The following is an 18,213-nucleotide window of genomic DNA, read 5'->3' on the forward strand; positions in this document are numbered from 1 at the left end:
ACGATTGTTTTGTTGCAATAAATTGGGCTGAATAATATTTCTTATACCAATGCATTATTTATTTATGCATTTATGAAGTGTTAAGTTTCATTTTAGTCGTTAGTATAAGAGTCAACACGTTCTAACACCTTAAATTGCTTGGTTCAATTGGCCCTACACCTTCGGACTGTATTCAAGCGTTTGACGTATAACGTTGAATGGCAAATCAAGCATTTTTAATTAAAATAAACATTGGGATTTTATGAAAACACTATCTGATATTGGCTTAATCGGCCTTGCTGTCATGGGTGAAAACCTCATTCTGAATATGGCAAGTAAAGGTTATACCGTTACTGCTTATAACCGCTCCACAGATAAGGTTGAAAACTTTATTAATGGACGAGCAAAGGGCGAAAGCATTCGCGGGGCTTATTCAGTAGAAGAGTTGGTGCAATCACTTGCCAAGCCTCGTAAAATCATGATTATGGTGAAATCAGGCGCACCAGTGGATGCCACTATTGACCAGCTTTTACCTTTGTTAGACAAAGGCGATATCATTATTGATGGTGGTAATACTCATTTTCCAGACACTATCCGTCGTGAGAAATACTGTGCTGAAAAAGGCATTAACTTTGTGGGTGCCGGTGTATCTGGTGGTGAAGAAGGCGCGCTAAAAGGGCCTTCAATTATGCCTGGTGGATCCGCTGAAGCATGGCAAGCCGTTAAACCTATTTTTCAAGATATCTCTGCTAAAGTAGATGATGGTTCTCCTTGTTGTGATTACGTAGGCGAAAACGGCGCCGGTCATTTTGTTAAAATGGTGCACAACGGTATTGAGTACGGCGATATGCAGTTGTTGTGTGAAGCCTATCAAATTATGAAAGATGTGCTTGGCATGTCAGCCGATGAAATGCATGAAGTGTTTAAAGAGTGGAACACCACAGAATTAGACAGTTATTTAGTGGAAATTACTCGCGATATTTTAGCTTTTAAAGACGAAGACGGTGGTCCACTAGTCGAAAAAATTCTTGATACTGCAGGCCAAAAAGGCACAGGTAAATGGACTGGTATAGTGGCACTAGACTTAGGTGTGCCATTAACCCTGATTGCTGAATCGGTATTTGCTCGTTGTATCTCTGCACTTAAAGATGAACGAGTTGAGGCGTCTAAAGTGATGACGGGCCCAGCTAAAACCTTCGATGGTGATAAAGCCGCTTTTATTGAAGACTTACGTCAAGCGGTGCTGGCCGCTAAAATTGTGTCTTACGCCCAGGGTTACACCCTAATGCGTGAAGCTGCCAAAGAATATAACTGGAACCTCAATTACGGCGGCATCGCATTGATGTGGCGTGGAGGTTGTATTATCCGTTCTGCTTTCTTAGGTAAAATCAAAGAAGCCTACGATAAAAATCCTGAGTTAAACAATCTGTTATTAGATGACTACTTTAGAGACACAGTAGTAGGTGCTCAAGAAGGCTGGAGACGGGTAGCAGTGAATGCTATTACAACGGGTGTTCCTGCACCTTGCTTAACGGCTGCACTTAACTACTTCGACGGTTATCGCACCGCGCGTTTGCCGGCTAACTTGTTACAAGCGCAACGTGATTATTTTGGTGCTCACACATACGAGCGGACAGATAAACCAAGAGGTGAGTTTTTCCACACTAACTGGACAGGGCGTGGTGGCAATACTTCGTCGTCTACTTATAACGCTTAAGTTGTTTTAAGATAAATAAAAGGCCGTACTTGAACGCAAGTTACGGCCTTTTTTGTGTCGATTAGATTATTACAAAATTAGAAACGATAACCGGCAGTAATGGAATATATTAAGGGGTCAATGCTGACATCTACGCTGCCCGCTGCACCATTTAGGTCAAAGCTGGCTTCGGTGTCTATGTCTATCCAACGAACTGACCCATTGATGAGCCATTTATCGTCAAGCATATAATCAAAACCCACCTGAGCGGCTAAACCAAACGAGCTGTCTAAGTCTAGATTACTAAAGCCAGCATCAGTGTTGGCACTGGTAAATTTTTCATCAAAGAATATGGTGTAGTTAATACCTGCCCCTACATAAGGCTGAAACTTAGCGCTGGGCTCTGAAAAATAATAGTTAGCACTAACAGTAGGAGGTAAGTGTTTGGTGTTACCTAATGGGCCTACAGTATCCAAGCCTATATCGTGACTAAATGGTGTAGCAGCCAAGACCTCAATGGCCAACTGTGGGCTATAGAAATATACAAAATTTAAACCCAGTTGGGTATTGCTATCAACATTCACACCTACACCTAAATCTGCTCCTGCTACGTTAACATTGTTGCTTGAGTCATCTGGCGCAATATTAGTCATACCAACGCGTACCACCCAATCACCTTGCTCATAGGCAAAAGCTGGACTGATTGTGCTTAATAAAGTACCTGCTATCGCGACCGATAAAATCAATTTTTTCATATGTTTCTCTCTGTATATTAATGAATAAATCAATTTTAAATGACTCACCAAGCTCATGACTGATCTAAAACAAGGTTTGTCTTTGTATTGTGGCTGTTTGCTCAAAAAAATTATAATTTAGGTTTGTTGCGTGATTTTTAAGCAAGTAATTGATGGTTGGCAAATGGCTTGGGAATATGTGGGTTCAGCCACTTAAAAAGGATTATGTATGTTGGTTAGTATTCAAAGTCGGTAATATGCCACAGTCTAAAGGTTGTCGCCGACAAAACATGTGAAGTCTGACAGAGCCTTGCATAAACACTTCTATCGCAAAGATACATTGGAATTGAGCTTGGTGCAGATATCAGAGTTGTTCGAGTCTAATGTCATTTACGCCGCTGTCTGGCCTAGAAATATTTTTATCAACGGCTGGGTTGTGATGAATCTAAGTGAGCTTTAATAGTAATCACTATTAAAAACAACAAGCGCCGCCCCATATCATTATGGAACGGCGCTTCTGCTTTTGAGTCAGTCTGTCTTCTGCCTTGATAACTATTGGTTGTTATTTTTGGCAATCAGGGTTGTCTATAAACCTTGATTAGTCCCTACCTCTCGAAGACAGCCCCCTCGTTGGCATAAATAAAGCAGATATTAGACCAGTATTTTTTGTTGTTTAAAAACAGTTGGTTATATTATTACAAAGGATTAAATAGCGGATGGTTGCACGGTATTTGTGAAGTGTAAGTATGAAATCACCAAAGTAGTGCGTTAGACTGGATGCTCTAGTCATAGTCATTTATTATGACGATTGGTATTAGCTAACAAACTTTTGCCAAGCTTTCAGTAAAGTGTGAAAATCGGCTAAGCCACAGCCTGATTGGATATGTAAATCACTTAATTCTTGGCTTTCGTCTTCTTCTGAGGATGTCATTTCTTGAATATGATTGTTATTTAAGATGAGTTCAACTTCATCTTTATCAAACTCTAAATGATATTCCTTTCCATTGTGTTGGTAACTAGAAAGTTGATTAGTTTGAAGCTGCTGGATAGTGTTGAGTAACAATGTTATTTGCCCAAAGTCTTGAGCGATTTCATGACTTAACCAATCACCAAAAGCTTCACACTCAAGCTCACATGTGGCTACAGGTTGCCCTAAAATATCATGGGAAAATTGATAGTCCATTAGATGTCACAGGTTATTGAATTGTGATCTGCTACTATACGCTAATCCAGTCGCCTACTGTTAATAAAATGCCCATTCAGCCATTCAAAGTCATCAGTCTTTACCGGTGATTTGATTTTATCGACAACTAAGATAATGAGGGGATTTAGCTTAATGGCAAATGTACAACATTCCTGTAACCGTCAATAATATCAACAATGCTAATAAAACCATCCCCTCCTTCGTCTTTGATAAAATAGCCGGCAACGTTTGACGCGTAACTGTTGAAAATATCGCTCTCATCTTGTGAGGTGCTTAGAACAAAGACTACACTATTTTTGTAAGCACTATTAGCACGCAATGTAGTCAAAAATTCTAAGCCGTTCATACGTGGCATTTGCAAGTCTAACAATATGATAAAAGGATGACTTATTTTACCTGATGCGAGCAATTCCAGTGCTTCTACCCCGTCTTTAGCGCGTACTATGGGGCTGGATATTTCGCGCCTTTTAAACTCTCGTTTGATGCTCATGGCATCAATATCATCATCTTCGATTAAAAAGAGGGTGACGTCATTAGGGTTCGGTTTGTTCATTTATGACTTGCCTCCAGTTTAGGCCATGTGACAGTAAACGTTGCCCCTTTGCCAATATCTGATTTGACTGCAATGTTAGCTGAATAATTTGCTAATGCTTTTTCTACTATTGCCAGTCCTAAGCCACTGCCTTCCACTTCATCTCTTGGCTTAAGGGTTTGAAATTTCATAAATATTTTTTCATGTAAGCTAGGATCAATACCTGGTCCATCATCTGTCACACTTATTTGATAATCATGTGCTAAATTTTTGCAATGTATTTTGATATGACCAGATTTTTTAAAATGATGTTTGACTGCATTGGATATTAAGTTTGTAAGCACCAACTCTAATGGTACCTTGGGTAATACAAGGTCTATGTCATCTATGTCAATTTTAAAACCTTGAGGCAGGTTTAACAACTGGTAACAGTGTTTTGCTGTTTTTTGTAAATTCAGCGTTTGTGGTAAACCATCGTTTTTTCCGACTCTTGAATAATCAAGTAAGTCTTTAAGTAACATATTCATGCGATCAATACGGTTCTTGATCATACCAAAATGTTCGAGGCTCTCTCCTTGCAAGACTTCACTGGCGTCTTCCTCAATCCATGACACCAAACGCTTAATAGCATTCAATGGTGCTTTTAGATCATGGGAGGCAATATAGGCAAATTCCTCAAGGTCGCTATTTGACTTCTTTAACTTTTCGATTAACGCTTCTCGCTCGGTGACATCTCGAGCGATACCGAATATATAGGCTTTACCTTTGTCATCTTCAAAACGGGTTTTGGTGATAAACAAAGTACGGATTTCGCCGTTTGAAAAGGTTATTTTTTCTATGGTTTCGGCTTTGCCTTGCTCGAAAGCTAACTTGTCTTGCACTATAAAAGTTGCGGCTGCTGCATCGCTATATCTTTCTAAAGCGGAGGAACCAATGACCTTATCGCGCATTTTTTCTGGGAATAAAGACAAAAAAGCCGTATTTGCATGTAATATTTTATAGTCACTGTCTTTGGCAAATACTAGATCTGGGTTGTTTTTTGTAATCAACTGATTAAGATCAGTTAGTTTAGATAACTCGAAATTTTTTCTTCGAAGTTCTAATTGAGATACTACATCTTTAGCCAACAGTTTTAAGATAGATTTTTGGTGTTTATTTAACATGTTTGGCTTAGTGTCAAATACACACAAGGTACCCAAAATTTGCTCCTCGGTATTGATGAGGGGTACGCCAGCGTAATACCGAATATTGGGTGTTTCTTTAACAACTTTATTTAGTTTAGTGCGCTCATTAAGTAGGGTGTCAGAAATTTCTAACACACCGGTTTGATTGACTGTGTGTTTACAAAAATCATTTTTTTGGTCCATTTCGTTAGGAAATAATCCAACTTGTGAGAACACCCACAGTTTATCAACATCGATAAAATTGACCATGGCGAAAAGTTTGTCGCAGCTTTTGGCTGCAAACATAACTATGTCATTAAACATGGTGTCTATTTCAGCATCCAAAAGGTTGTATTTTATTATTGTTGGGACTCGAAATTTTTTACCTGATGACATGATTGTTTCCTAAACAAAATTAAATTGAAATATTCACTAGGGTTATACAAAACCTCCTTGATAACCGAGACGGTAAGTTATGACCTACATGGTTCCAATCTTCGTTTTTAATTCTTCTATAGTCGATTTACCTTTGATGAGAAAACCTTTTACAAAGTCATATGCTAAGGCACGTGCTTCTTCTTGGGGGTCGTCGGCCCCTGAATACATCAAAATTTGACAGATACCTAAGTCAAGTTGCGTTTTTAGTTCAGCGAATTTTTGTAAAAATTCAAATCCGCCCATGATGGGCATATTGACGTCAAGAATGATGATGTTGGGGGGGAAATTAGCACCAAACTGCTGCTGGTTTTGTGAATAGTCGTTTAAAAATGCCAGCCCTAATTTACCATCGCTTTCTTGCATGATTTCGCTCACACCAATTTTTTTAAGCTGATGGCTTAAAATGTACCGTTCAATCTCACTATCATCAATAATTAACACGCTTGGCTGCGGCATAACAAGTGGTCTTTTTTGTACAGTAAATCTTTATACCACATTAATCATTTTTGTTTGTAGATAACAGCGATACACAAGACTAAAGTATCATTAAATTATGCCTTTTATTTAACAAATACTGCACCCGAGCGTTCTAGCTCAGTTAAATATACTCTTACCTCAAATTCAACTTGATGATACTCAGGCAGCATATGCTGGCATAGTTGATAGAATGCTTTGTTGTGTTGTTTTTCTTTTAAATGGGCGAGCTCATGTACTACTATCATCTTTAAGAATGGCTCGGGAGTTTGCTTGAATAAGGTACTGACCCGAAGCTCGTTTTTACTCTTTAACTTGCCACCTTGAACCCGTGATACATAGCTGTGTAGCCCTAAAGCGTGGTTGACTATATGAATTTTACTGTCGTAGATCACTTTGCTTAGTGGTTGGGTTTTCTTCATAAATTGATTTTTTAGAGATATAGCGTAGTCACGGAGTTCGCCATCGTTGGCGATGTCATGTGTGTATGGGTAACGTGTTCTTAACCAATCCCCCAGTTTATTTTGCGAAAGTAAATGTTGAATGTCATCTTGCAAATGTGCTGCATAGTGAGCGAGATAGGGTAGTGAATTTGACATAAAGATTCCTAGCTGAATAACTTACTTAGTTTAAATCTTAAAAGTTAAATAGTCGCCTGCTCGTTTAATTAACCTGAGTTCAGGTTAACTATTGACATATGAAATATCATATATATGATATTTCATATGTATTGAGCGGAGTACTACTTAATGATCCCCGTCGTTTTTTATAAATGTTTATCTGAAGACACTCGTCTGAAGTGTTTGTTATTGATCACCCTTAAAGGTGAGTTATGCGTGTGTGATCTAATTAGTGCTCTGCAGTTAAGTCAGCCTAAGGTGTCCAGACATCTAGCTGAACTCCGTAAATGTGGCATTCTGTCTGACCAAAGACGGGGTAAATGGGTGTTTTATCAACTTAATCAAGCCTTGCCTAATTGGTCACTTGAGGTGCTTAAGCTTACCGCCAAAGACAATATTCAATACTTAAGAGATTGTTTAACTCATTTAGAAACAGTTAAGCAATTAGATCATTGTTGTTAACTCTCTATTGGAATGTTATTGAATGAAAATTTTATATATTTGTACCCATAATCGCTGCCGAAGTATTTTGTCGGAAGCTATCACTAATCAATTTTCTGTTGGCAAAGCTGGGAAAATAGTCGCCAAAAGCGCGGGTAGTCAACCTGTAGGCGAAGTGCACCCATTGTCGATTCAATACTTGCAAGAAGCGGGTATTTCAACAGATGGCTTATGTAGCCAATCTTGGGATGATTTTGAACAGTTTGCGCCTGATTTAGTGGTGACTGTATGTGATTCTGCCGCCGGTGAAACTTGCCCCGCTTGGTTTGGCAAAAGCCTTAAAGTACATTGGGGCTTAGCCGACCCATCTAAGTTACAAGGGTCTGAAGCACAAATCGCCGAAGCTTTCAGAGCAACTATCGAACAAATCAAACAAAGAGTGGAACAACTGGTTAATCTCGACGTTGATGTAAAAGACAAGGTCGCTTTTAAAGCTGCACTTGCTAATTTAGGTGCAGTGTAATGTCTGATTCTCATGGGTTGATACCTAATCTTGATTTCACTGAATTTCACTCTCCCAGAGCAACAGATTTCGTCAAAACAAGCTCTGAACATAAACCCAAAATACTTTTGCTGTATGGTTCATTACGGACACGGTCGTTTAGTCGATTGGTGGTAGAAGAGTCGGCCCGCTTATTAGATGCCATGGGAGCCGAAACACGGATTTTTGACCCTACAGGTTTACCTTTACCCGATGGTGATGAAGCAACTCATGTAAAAGTGGTGGAGCTGCGTGAACTGATGATGTGGTCTGAGGGTCAAGTATGGTGTTCTCCTGAGCGTCATGGCGCAATGACAGGCATTCTAAAAAGTCAGATTGATTGGGTGCCGCTGAATATAGGTGGTGTAAGACCCACTCAAGGAAAAACCCTAGCTGTTATGCAAGTTTCTGGTGGTTCCCAGTCATTTAACGCGGTGAATCAAATGCGTATTTTAGGCCGTTGGATGCGTATGTTGACTATTCCTAATCAGTCGTCAGTCGCCAAAGCATTTATGGAATTTGACGACAACGACAGAATGAAAGCGTCCCCTTATTACAATCGCATTGTCGATGTGTTGGAAGAGCTAATAAAATTTACATTGCTGACCAGAGACAACAACGATTATTTGGTTGACCGCTATTCGGAACGAGTCGAATCTGCAGAACAAGTGAGTCAGCGCGTTAATCAGCGTGTTATCTAGCGTTTAATAAAAAGCATAGAGGAACAAAAATATGGGATTATTTGAGCGTTATTTATCTGTTTGGGTAGGCATCAGCATCATAGTGGGTGTGCTTTTAGGCAGTCTTATTCCAGGGGTTTTTGCCCTAGTGGCAAGTTTAGAGTATGCCCATGTCAATATAGTAGTGGCAGTACTGATTTGGTTAATGGTGTACCCCATAATGATCCAAATTGACTTCTCATCCATCAAAGATGTTGGAAAAAAACCTAAGGGGTTAGCGTTAACACTGGTCATTAATTGGCTCATTAAACCTTTTACAATGGCTGCTTTAGGATGGCTATTTTTTAAAGGTTTTTTTGCTGATTGGGTCGACCCGCAATCTGCCAATGAATACATTGCAGGCATGATTTTGTTAGGAGTGGCACCTTGTACCGCCATGGTATTTGTTTGGAGCCAAATGACCAAAGGTGATGCCAATTATACTTTGGTGCAAGTATCGATTAACGACATCATTATGATCTTTGCCTTTGCGCCTTTGACTGCACTTTTATTAGGTGTCAGTGATATTCAAGTACCTTGGAATACCCTACTCATTTCGGTGGTGCTGTATGTTTTATTACCTTTGATTGCAGGTGTATTAACCCGTTCGTTACTAGATGAAAAAGCCGAAAAACTTGGCGAACACAAACATATTGATAGTTTTGTCGCAGCACTTAAACCTTGGTCGATAGTGGGTTTACTCGCTACTGTGGTGTTATTATTTGGTTTTCAAGCGCAAACTATATTGGCCAAACCTCAGACTATCCTGTTGATAGCGATACCACTCATTATCCAAACCTATGGCATTTTTGCTATTGCCTACTTTTTTGCTATGCGGCTAAAATTACCCCACAATATTGCTGGGCCCGCTAGTATGATTGGCACCTCTAACTTTTTTGAGTTGGCGGTTGCTGTGGCCATTTCGTTGTTTGGATTACATTCAGGTGCTGCCTTGGCCACTGTGGTTGGGGTCTTGGTTGAAGTGCCAGTGATGTTGTCTTTGGTGTATTTTGTTAATAGAACTCGCCACTGGTTTGATTAACAGCAGATGCGAGCTTGGTAGGAAGACTGAAAACTGAAAACAGAAGCAACTCCGAATAGTGTCTGCATTCTTGACTTGTGCTGGCAACATTAACCTTTTTAAATAAGACCATCAGGGAAGTATAGGGCTATGAAAGCTTTTGTTTTATTGTTATCCGCTATGCTTGGTGTAAATAGTGCTAGTGCTAAGACTAATAGTGCTGAGTCAGCTTCAACTAAGCTAAAAGGTGCAGATAAGTGTTTAATAAATGCCCTTGAACAAGCAACACCGGAACAAACTGTGGGTGAATTACGCCAAAGTTGCGCAGATAAAGCGCCGACTTTATTTAAGCAGCGTGTTGAGCTAGAAAAACAAGCGTCGAAAAACCCTTTTGCAATCATACCCCATAAGCCCAATTTTGTGTTGCCCGCCAGCGTGACTAGTATTAATCAAGAGCCCTATATTGGTACTCCTGTTGGTTCAAAGTTGGATAATGTTGAAATTAAATTTCAAGTGTCTTTAAAGTATTTGTTCACGCAAGATCTGATATTTAAAGATCTCGACCTACAATTTGCTTTTACCACTACCAGCTGGTGGCAAGCCTACAATAGTGATATTTCAGCACCTTTTCGAGAGACTAATTATGAACCAGAAGTGATACTCAATTATCACCATGCTTGGTCGTTATTGGGATTGCCTGTTGAACAAACCACCTTGTCATTTAATCATCAGTCAAATGGCCAAACAGGACAGCTATCACGCAGTTGGAATAGAGTCATCCTAGGTTTTGCTTTTGCCCCAGCTGATAACGTGTTGTGGGGCATTAGAACGTGGTATAGATTGCCAGAAAACGATAAAAAAACCGCACTTGATCCCGCAGGAGACGATAATCCAGATATCGAAAAGTACATGGGTTATGGTGAAATAGGCGGGCTGTGGAGCATATCCGATAAAAATTCGTTAGAATTTATGCTTAGAAACAACTTACGCAGCGATAATAACAGAGGAGCGATTCAACTGGGTTGGTCATTTCCTATTAACGACCGTATTCAAGGGTACATAGAATACTTTAATGGATATGGCGAAAGTCTGATTTATTACAACCATCATGCCCATAGGTTAGGTATCGGATTTAAACTGACTAATTGGTTGTAGCCTTTTAAAGTCTGATGTTTATGAGTAAATTTCGGTTCTGTTGCGGCCATTATTTTTAGCTAGATAAAGAGCGTCATCAGCTTGTTGATATAAATGATGGAGATTTTGACTACCATCGCTCATAGTGATCCCTATACTGACAGTGATTGGGATGTTGTTGACTTCTATTTTTGATACTAACTTATGTAGTCGCTCAGCAAACAGATTGGCATCCTTTACATCTGTATCTGGCAAGAACATGATAAATTCTTCGCCACCAAATCTTGCAATCAAGTCCGTTTGACGACCCAATTTTTTTAATCGCTGACCTAATTCTTTTAAAACACGGTCCCCTTGCATATGTCCAAATGAATCATTCACTTTTTTAAAGTGATCAATATCAATCATGATCAAAGCAATCTTATGAGCATATCGTTTTGCTTGATTCAGGAGCTCTGGTGCCCGCAAATTGAGTTCGCGGCGATTCATCAGTCCAGTTAACTCATCTGTTGATGCCATCAACGTTAAAACCTTTGCTTGAGCTTCTAACTTCTTTCGGGTAGCTATAAGTTCCTCATATAGTTTGTCACGATTTGATGCGTTGAAAAAACTCCAATAAACATGTCCTTGTTCATCCATTTTTGCACTCACAATTATCGAGATGCGGTTGTTATTGCCGTCTAATAAAGCTAATTGAATCTCTTCGCATTTTTTTTCGTGTAATAACATTGGCATCAAATAACTTTCGATAAATATCTTCGATGAATAGGTAAATAAATCATCTGAACTTTTACCTAGCAATGTCTCAAGTTTCCAATGTAGTTCATCAGAAAAATACGCATTAGCATAGATAATATTCCGGTTTTTATCGGTTATCAATGCACCAGACTGGAATGCATCTGGGCTGGGATGTAAAAAGCTAATGGCCTTGTTAGTCAATGTGGTTTTTTAACTCTTGGTTGATGATGTCTGGATGAGTCATATGTAAACAATGCCCTTCAGCTTCAATGAGCTTTAATTCTGCATCTGGTAATTGTTGCAGCATATAATCTCCGATGTCTGTTGATGCAAGGGCATCCTGACTACTTTGAAAAATTAATACTGGGTGTTTTGCGTCTTTTAATAGGTGACGGTAATCAGAAAAAAACGTCGCTTTGGCAAAGGTTTTGGCCACTACAGGTTCGGTCGAACAAAAACTTCCCGATAACTCAGCCACTAGTGTTTCAGAATTGTTTGCACCGATCACCAGAGGTGCGAGGTAATTTGCCCAACCAATATAATTTTTGTCCATTAAGTCGATGAGTTCTTCTAGGTCAGATTTTTCAAACCCACCGATATAGTCAGGTTTAAAATTTAAAAAACAAGGCGTGGGGCAAATCATAATCAACTTGCTAAACGCTGTTGGTTTTTGGATTGAAGCAATGAGACCCGTCATGCTACTGACTGAGTGACCCACAAAGGTGACATCCTGTAAATCTAGCGCTTCACAAATATCCAGAATGTCTTGAGCATAACCTTCTAGTGAGCTGTAACGTGTTTGGTCATAACAAGATAAATCGGATTTTCCTGAGCCTACATAATCAAACAACACCACTTTATAATGAGGGGTTAGTGCGGGTAACATAAAACGCCACATATTTTGATCACAGCCAAAACCATTAGCCAGAACCAAGGTTTTTTCGCCCGACCCTAAAATACTCACATGGTTTCTTTTAATGATTTCATTCGCAAATGACATGTCGTTTCCACCTCTATTGAGTATCGGTAATAGTGTTCTTAATCTTAAACTTAATGAAAGTTTATTAAAGATAAATCATCTGGTATCGAGTATGGATTATCACAGCCAATACTTTGTTTTGAACTGTTAATTTGCACTAATACTTCAATGTATCTAATGCCAAATAAAAAGTAGTTGATTCATTGATATTTCAATTTCGTCAGCAGGGCGTCTGAGTGAAAGTGTGGTTATTTCTGTTAGATTAAACAGCACTATATCCTTAAAATCATTGATAAGACTTTGTTTAATCATTTTTATTGGTGGTTGCGAGTCGGAATAAGAATCTTGTTCAATTTTAAAACTGTCTAATAGTAGATTTTCAAGCTGATATGACTCTGTAAATGGGTGGTATTGCATATCGCCGGTAAACACTAATTTTGCGATTAAACTTTGTTCAGCTTTATTAGAGGATACTTTCATTTGTAACTTAATGGATTGATCCAGTGTGTTTATGAGTATCTTGGCATCATAAAACGTGGCTGAGGTGCCTTGAAATGTCTTATCAATGGGAAACTGCAAGGCTAAATTTCTATCAATCGTTTTAGCGTTAACCACTTGAAACATTTTTTCCAGTTGTGAAAATACTGGAGGGTTGTACAGACTAAAAAGGCCAAGAACTAAAAGTATTTGTTTAATCAAAGGTTTTGCTCCAAATAAAATGCTTAAAACCACTTTTTCCATACCATGCTTATTAGCAACACTATGGCCAATATAAGCATAGCTGTGGCTAAATAGAAAAATGCTTTAGGCTCTTGAGTACCGGGTAATCCCGCCACATTCATACCAAATACACCGGTTAAAAAGGATAAGGGTAAAAATATTGCGGTGACTAAGGAAAGCACGTACATACGCATGCCTTGTTGTTCAGCAATACGATTACGTAGTTCATCTTGTAAAACCATGGCACGTTCTTTCGCTAGGTCTAAATCTTCAACGTAGCGAGTCATGCGGTCAGTCTGGTCCCGCAACTCAAAAGCTTGTTGTTGGCTTAGTGATTTATTGAAACGGTATATTGCGTCAAGTGCATCTCGTTGTGGCGCTAAATAGCGGCGTATTGCGGCAGCTTGCCTGCGCACCATTGAAAGTTTAATTCTGTCTTGTTTTTCAGACTTATCTAAGGTTTCGAATTCAGTAAGCTGTTCGTCTAACACATCAACAGTTTCACTGATCCTGTCGGCAATTTTGGTAATGATTTTTAAGGTTAAGTCCAGAGGAGATGAAGGAGTATAGCCTTTTTCTAATGCTTCTTTTACGTCTTGCACCGACAGTAATTGACGGTCTTTACGTCTAGCAGAAATCACTAGCTTATCGCTGATCCATAATCGTAATGACACCATATCTTCTAGGTCTGCATCAGGGTTATGGTTTATGCCACGTAAATATACCAACATACCATCACCAAACTGCATCGCTTTTGGGCGGGTCTCAGTGGTGCATAACGCGTCTATAATTTCAGTCTGTAAACCTAAACCTTGCAAACATTCTTTTGAGTCTTGGGCGTCCGCTTGAATATGAAACCACTGAAAACCAGAAAACGCCGTAGCATCAACACTATGCTCAATTGTCGGTGATATAGTCGATACCTTGGTATCAATATTCAAGGCCCACAACATAGCTTTAGATGTTTGGCTCATTTAATTTCCCTGTGCATTTGCAGTGCTACTGGCATTGGATATTAACAACTGCAATTTTCCGTCCACATGAATATCCCTTTGTGGGAAGGCAATCACAATATCGTGTTGCCAAAAGCTACTTTTATGAACAACCAATCTTAATCGTTGGCTGAGGTGATACAACCAAGATTGGAATATTCATAGGGCCATTTGCATTAGATTATTTTGCAGTTTTGGGTTGTTTAGTACTTTTTTGTTGCATGAACTCGATGACAGAATCAATGCCTTTTTGCCTAATCATAGGTGCAAATTCAGCCCGCTTTGATTGCACCATACTTATGCCTTCAGCTACTAAGTCAAAAGCCTTCCATTGGTTTTCTTTATTACGACGCACTTGAAAAGTGATTCTAATATCTGGTTTTCCGGCTTCTTTTATTGTGCCTTTCACTGACACTATTTTTTTGTTTTCAATAGGTCGAGAAGGTTCAAACTCTACAATTTGATTCGTGTAACTACTCAAAGAGGCTGAGTAAGTGGTTAACAAATACAATCTAAATTGCTCAAAAAATTGGTCTAATTTTTCACGCGGGATATCTTTTGCTTGAGTACCCAAAACACTCAGAGCAGCATAAGTATGATCAACATGGGGCATTAACTGTTGTTCTACAATTTGTCTCAATACTTGGGGATCTTTTTTTATTATGGCTTGATCTTGTTTCATCTTAGCGAAAGTGGCAGATGCTACGTCTTTAACAAACACATAGGGGTTGTCCGATTCCATTCCTGACGCATTAAAGCTAATAGTTAACATTAAAATAACTACTTTTATCGATTTCAACATGGGGTAAATCTCCAAGTGTGTTCCTTAGTCTGTATATTGAGCACATTATACTATTGGTTTGTCTTGACTAGTATCTAAAAGGGAAGGGAAACAATTATTGCCTCCACTAATGAGAATATTCTCGTTTTTATATAATTTAAGACATAAATAATGTAGGTCGTTTGGTGTATTGAATATTGCTCTTAGTGTGTTTTGAATGGAATGTAAATTATCCGAATAATAAATCTTTCATTGCTATAAGAAACCCACTTCAAAATTATCAAGCTAAAATCAATAAACGTAATTGCTGTTGTGATCAAATTAATGAATGACATTTCAACGTTAAAATTTAACAAACTAACTTATGATAGTGTATTATTCCTATAACTATACGACAGGTTTACGATTCTAGCCTTCTTGGATTGAGAAAATTAACAGGATAATTTATTCATGTTTTTATACTCATTCATTGATCTTATTTTGCTTGAAGCACTTATACAACCCATGAAATCTGAAATAACAATAGGATTGTATTGGTTCCGGCACGATTTGCGTTTAACCGACAACCCTACTTTTAATAAATTGTGCCAACAGGTTGATTGGCTTATTTGTGTTTATATTCAAGGTTATAACCAAACACTCCAAGACAGTATTTGTGAAGTTCATACCGGTAAACCTAAAGAAATATTTGAATACCAAAGTGTATTGGCTCTAGATAAAAGTTTAAGGCAAAAAAAACAATATTTGCTGATTTTAGACTCCCCATCCCATCCCACATTGAGCAACTTAGTGCAGCAATACACTGTGACTCATATTGGCGCCGATTTTCATCCGGGTTTCTATGAACAAAAATCGTTTAAAGCGTTACAAAATGCCTGCCCCCAAGTTAAATTTATCAGTGAGGTCGGCCATTCACTTTTCTCCGTCAACGATTTACCTTTTGAACTTGAAGATTTACCGAAAAGTTTTACTCCTTTTAGAAAACAAGTAGAGAATCTTTCGATAGATTTACCCGTTGAAGCACTTGCAACGCTCCCCAATACCATAGAGCCAATACCTGAAGTGCCAGAACCATTAACACCACAAGGCGATATGAAAGGTGGCGAATATGCAGCTGGTGAACAGTTAAATTATTATTTGTTTGGTACTGACCTAATTAAGCAATACAAACAGACTCGCAACGCACTCGATGCTTGGGATAGCTCAAGTAAGTTATCACTATGGTTAGCGAATGGTTGTTTGTCGGTAAGGACGGTTTATCACACTATCAAAGAATACGAAGCGCAGCGTGGAGCCAATGATTCTAGCGACTGGCTTTATTTTGAATTGTTATGGCGCGAATATTTTCAGTGGTATCTAGCCAAACATCAAGCCAGGTTATTTCACTTTAGTGGTATCCAACAAGTTGCACCATTAACTGAGTTTAACCAGCAAATGTTTACTCGCTGGTGTGAAGGCATGACCGAATATCCCATAGTGAATGCCTGTATGCGCCAACTGAATCAAACAGGTTATATGTCAAATCGTGGCAGACAGTTGGTTGCCAGCTGTTTTGTACATGAACTGGGCTTAGATTGGCGGTATGGCGCGGCATACTTTGAACAACAGTTGATTGATTACGATGTGGCAAGTAATTGGGGGAATTGGCAATACCTGGCAGGTGTGGGTGCAGATCCCCGTGGCCATAGACGTTTCGATTTGAACAAACAAACCGCCACCTATGATCCACAGGCTGTGTTTAGGAATAAATGGTTAGGTGGTGACAGTTAATAAGATTGGCGATTTGGGATCCGATAAGGTCAATGTGGTGTGGTTAAAACGGGACTTACGGTTAAGGGATCATGAAGCGCTTTATAACGCTTCAGCTGACGGTAACCCATTACTACTTCTGTTTATTATTGAACCAATCTTACTGGAAGATCCCCACTTTGATGTTCGTCATTGGCGCTTTATTTGGCAATCATTACAAGATATTAATCAACAACTTGGGCCTTTTAACTGCCAGTTACTTATTATGCAGGGCGAAGCCACAGCTGTTTTTTCACAATTATTAAAAACCCTTACCATCCAACATATCTTCAGTCATCAAGAAATTGGTTTAAGCAATACTTTTGAGCGAGATAAATCCGTGGGCCTGTGGTGCGATTCAAACGCTATTCGATGGTCAGAATTTGGTTATGGGGCAGTTATTCGCGGGTTAACTCAGCGCCATGATTGGGACAAAAATTGGCAAAAGCGTATGCGCCATTCTTGTTTTGACCGGCCTCTGGAAGATATTAACTTTGTTGCTCAAGGGCACTCGGTGTTTCAACAGCAACAGCCTGATATTCCGAAACAATGGCAAACACCCCATCCTCAGTTTCAAGCGGGTGGTGAAAAACGAGCATGGTATACATTGCATCATTTTTTTGCTGAGAGAGGTAAGGATTATGCTTACTCAATTTCTAGCCCTACAGCTAGCCGTAAAGCATGCTCAAGGTTATCTCCCTATTTAGCATGGGGAAATATCAGCCTGAGGCAAGTGTATCAATTTACCCTAGGCAATTGGCAAAAAAAAGGCTGGCGCAGGTCACTCGTTGCCTTTACTTCAAGGTTACATTGGCATTGTCACTTCGTGCAAAAATTTGAGAGTGAAATTGAGATGCAATTTCGCCCCGTTAATCGAGCCTACGAAAAATATCAATATGATGAAAGTGACTTAGGCAAAGCCAACATAGAGGCATGGAAGCAAGGTCAAACTGGCTTTCCATTAATCGATGCTTGTATGCGCTGTTTACATCAAACTGGCTATATAAACTTTCGGATGCGTTCGATGTTAGTGAGTTTTTTATGTCATCAACTTGACGTTGACTGGCGCTGTGGAGTGACACACTTAGCCAAGTTGTTTTTGGACTTTGAGCCGGGTATTCATTATCCACAATTTCATATGCAAGCCGGTATCACAGGTATTAACATCATTCGTTTATATAACCCGATTAAACAGTCCCAAGAAAAAGACCCCAAAGGTGACTTTATACGAAGGTGGTGTCCGGAACTAACGGAATTACCCACAGAGTTGATCCATCAGCCCTGGCAACTGACACAAATGGAACAGCAAATGTACGATCTTCACCTAGGTGTCGATTATCCAATGCCTATCATTGATTTTGAAGCAAGCGCCAAAGCGGCTAGAGACAAATTATGGGCGTTCCAAAAGCGTGATGATGTGCAAGCCGAGGGACGACGTATATTGAGGCGTCACACTCGGCCAAATCGTCCCAAGAATATGTAACCTATTTAACAATAGACTACTGACCTGTATGCTAAT

At 39.3% G+C, this 18,213-nt stretch carries 19 protein-coding genes; 8 read left to right on the forward strand and 11 right to left on the reverse strand.

What is annotated here, in order from left to right; translation table 11 throughout:
* Nucleotides 1-241 precede the first annotated feature (241 nt).
* The gene (gene gnd, locus CXF95_RS27055; protein ID WP_101201517.1) at nucleotides 242-1,696 is read left to right on the forward strand and encodes a decarboxylating NADP(+)-dependent phosphogluconate dehydrogenase; all 1,455 of its coding nucleotides are present in this window, start codon (nucleotides 242-244) and stop codon (nucleotides 1,694-1,696) included.
* A gap of 77 nt (nucleotides 1,697-1,773) precedes the next feature.
* On the opposite strand, the gene CXF95_RS27060 is transcribed toward gnd, so the two are convergent.
* From CXF95_RS27060 to CXF95_RS27085, 6 genes are all read right to left on the reverse strand, one after another.
* On the reverse strand, nucleotides 1,774-2,430 hold the full coding sequence (locus CXF95_RS27060) for an OmpW family outer membrane protein (RefSeq protein WP_101201518.1): 657 nt from the start codon (nucleotides 2,428-2,430) through the stop codon (nucleotides 1,774-1,776).
* A gap of 793 nt (nucleotides 2,431-3,223) precedes the next feature.
* The gene (locus tag CXF95_RS27065; protein ID WP_101201519.1) at nucleotides 3,224-3,592 is read right to left on the reverse strand and encodes a YacL family protein; all 369 of its coding nucleotides are present in this window, start codon (nucleotides 3,590-3,592) and stop codon (nucleotides 3,224-3,226) included.
* A 145-nt stretch (nucleotides 3,593-3,737) separates the two neighbouring features.
* On the reverse strand, nucleotides 3,738-4,166 hold the full coding sequence (locus CXF95_RS27070) for a response regulator (RefSeq protein WP_101201520.1): 429 nt from the start codon (nucleotides 4,164-4,166) through the stop codon (nucleotides 3,738-3,740).
* Entirely contained in the window at nucleotides 4,163-5,704 is a 1,542-nt protein-coding gene (locus tag CXF95_RS27075) for an ATP-binding protein (RefSeq protein ID WP_101201521.1), read from the reverse strand. The genes CXF95_RS27070 and CXF95_RS27075 overlap by 4 nt, the downstream gene beginning before the upstream one ends.
* Nucleotides 5,705-5,788: 84 nt before the next feature.
* Complete coding sequence (locus tag CXF95_RS27080; protein ID WP_232788071.1) at nucleotides 5,789-6,187, reverse strand: response regulator; 399 nt, start codon at nucleotides 6,185-6,187, stop codon at nucleotides 5,789-5,791.
* A 119-nt stretch (nucleotides 6,188-6,306) separates the two neighbouring features.
* A complete protein-coding gene (locus tag CXF95_RS27085; RefSeq protein WP_101201523.1) occupies nucleotides 6,307-6,819 on the reverse strand; it encodes a M48 family metallopeptidase in 513 nt (170 codons plus the stop codon).
* 150 nt (nucleotides 6,820-6,969) lie between these two features.
* Here CXF95_RS27085 and CXF95_RS27090 point away from each other — a divergent pair, with 150 nt between their 5' ends.
* The 5 genes from CXF95_RS27090 (at nucleotide 6,970) to CXF95_RS27110 (ending at nucleotide 10,717) form a co-directional block, all read left to right on the forward strand.
* Nucleotides 6,970-7,302: a metalloregulator ArsR/SmtB family transcription factor gene (locus tag CXF95_RS27090; RefSeq protein WP_101201524.1), complete on the forward strand. Its 333-nt coding sequence runs from the start codon at nucleotides 6,970-6,972 to the stop codon at nucleotides 7,300-7,302.
* A 22-nt stretch (nucleotides 7,303-7,324) separates the two neighbouring features.
* On the forward strand, nucleotides 7,325-7,804 hold the full coding sequence (locus CXF95_RS27095; RefSeq protein WP_101201525.1) for an arsenate reductase ArsC: 480 nt from the start codon (nucleotides 7,325-7,327) through the stop codon (nucleotides 7,802-7,804).
* Nucleotides 7,804-8,523 carry an arsenical resistance protein ArsH gene (gene arsH / locus CXF95_RS27100; protein WP_101201526.1) on the forward strand — a complete coding sequence of 240 codons (720 nt, stop codon included), beginning with the start codon at nucleotides 7,804-7,806 and terminating at the stop codon, nucleotides 8,521-8,523. The genes CXF95_RS27095 and arsH overlap by 1 nt, the downstream gene beginning before the upstream one ends.
* Before the next feature lie 31 nt (nucleotides 8,524-8,554).
* Entirely contained in the window at nucleotides 8,555-9,583 is a 1,029-nt protein-coding gene (arsB, locus tag CXF95_RS27105; protein ID WP_101201527.1) for an ACR3 family arsenite efflux transporter, read from the forward strand.
* Nucleotides 9,584-9,712: 129 nt separating this feature from the next.
* Nucleotides 9,713-10,717, forward strand: coding sequence for a phospholipase A (locus tag CXF95_RS27110; RefSeq protein ID WP_101201528.1), 1,005 nt, complete (start codon nucleotides 9,713-9,715; stop codon nucleotides 10,715-10,717).
* Between the two features lie 18 nt (nucleotides 10,718-10,735).
* Here CXF95_RS27110 and CXF95_RS27115 read toward each other — a convergent pair whose 3' ends face one another.
* The 5 genes from CXF95_RS27115 to CXF95_RS27135 all read right to left on the reverse strand — a co-directional run bounded on the left by CXF95_RS27115 (nucleotide 10,736) and on the right by CXF95_RS27135 (nucleotide 14,927).
* Entirely contained in the window at nucleotides 10,736-11,635 is a 900-nt protein-coding gene (locus CXF95_RS27115) for a GGDEF domain-containing protein (protein WP_101201529.1), read from the reverse strand.
* Nucleotides 11,628-12,434, reverse strand: coding sequence for an alpha/beta fold hydrolase (locus tag CXF95_RS27120; RefSeq protein WP_101201530.1), 807 nt, complete (start codon nucleotides 12,432-12,434; stop codon nucleotides 11,628-11,630). Before CXF95_RS27120 ends, CXF95_RS27115 begins: the two co-directional genes overlap by 8 nt.
* A gap of 153 nt (nucleotides 12,435-12,587) precedes the next feature.
* Complete coding sequence (locus CXF95_RS27125) at nucleotides 12,588-13,154, reverse strand: hypothetical protein (protein ID WP_101201531.1); 567 nt, start codon at nucleotides 13,152-13,154, stop codon at nucleotides 12,588-12,590.
* Complete coding sequence (locus CXF95_RS27130; RefSeq protein WP_198556727.1) at nucleotides 13,136-14,107, reverse strand: zinc transporter ZntB; 972 nt, start codon at nucleotides 14,105-14,107, stop codon at nucleotides 13,136-13,138. The genes CXF95_RS27125 and CXF95_RS27130 overlap by 19 nt, the downstream gene beginning before the upstream one ends.
* Before the next feature lie 199 nt (nucleotides 14,108-14,306).
* On the reverse strand, nucleotides 14,307-14,927 hold the full coding sequence (locus tag CXF95_RS27135) for a phospholipid-binding protein MlaC (RefSeq protein WP_101201532.1): 621 nt from the start codon (nucleotides 14,925-14,927) through the stop codon (nucleotides 14,307-14,309).
* Between the two features lie 483 nt (nucleotides 14,928-15,410).
* Here CXF95_RS27135 and CXF95_RS27140 point away from each other — a divergent pair, with 483 nt between their 5' ends.
* Nucleotides 15,411-16,676: a DASH family cryptochrome gene (locus tag CXF95_RS27140; protein WP_101201702.1), complete on the forward strand. Its 1,266-nt coding sequence runs from the start codon at nucleotides 15,411-15,413 to the stop codon at nucleotides 16,674-16,676.
* Nucleotides 16,666-18,177: a deoxyribodipyrimidine photo-lyase gene (locus CXF95_RS27145; protein WP_101201703.1), complete on the forward strand. Its 1,512-nt coding sequence runs from the start codon at nucleotides 16,666-16,668 to the stop codon at nucleotides 18,175-18,177. The genes CXF95_RS27140 and CXF95_RS27145 overlap by 11 nt, the downstream gene beginning before the upstream one ends.
* The last annotated feature ends 36 nt before the right edge of the window (nucleotides 18,178-18,213 follow it).

Origin of the sequence: Paraglaciecola sp. MB-3u-78, assembly GCF_002835935.1 — a bacterium.
In the GTDB taxonomy this organism is placed as follows: domain Bacteria; phylum Pseudomonadota; class Gammaproteobacteria; order Enterobacterales; family Alteromonadaceae; genus Paraglaciecola.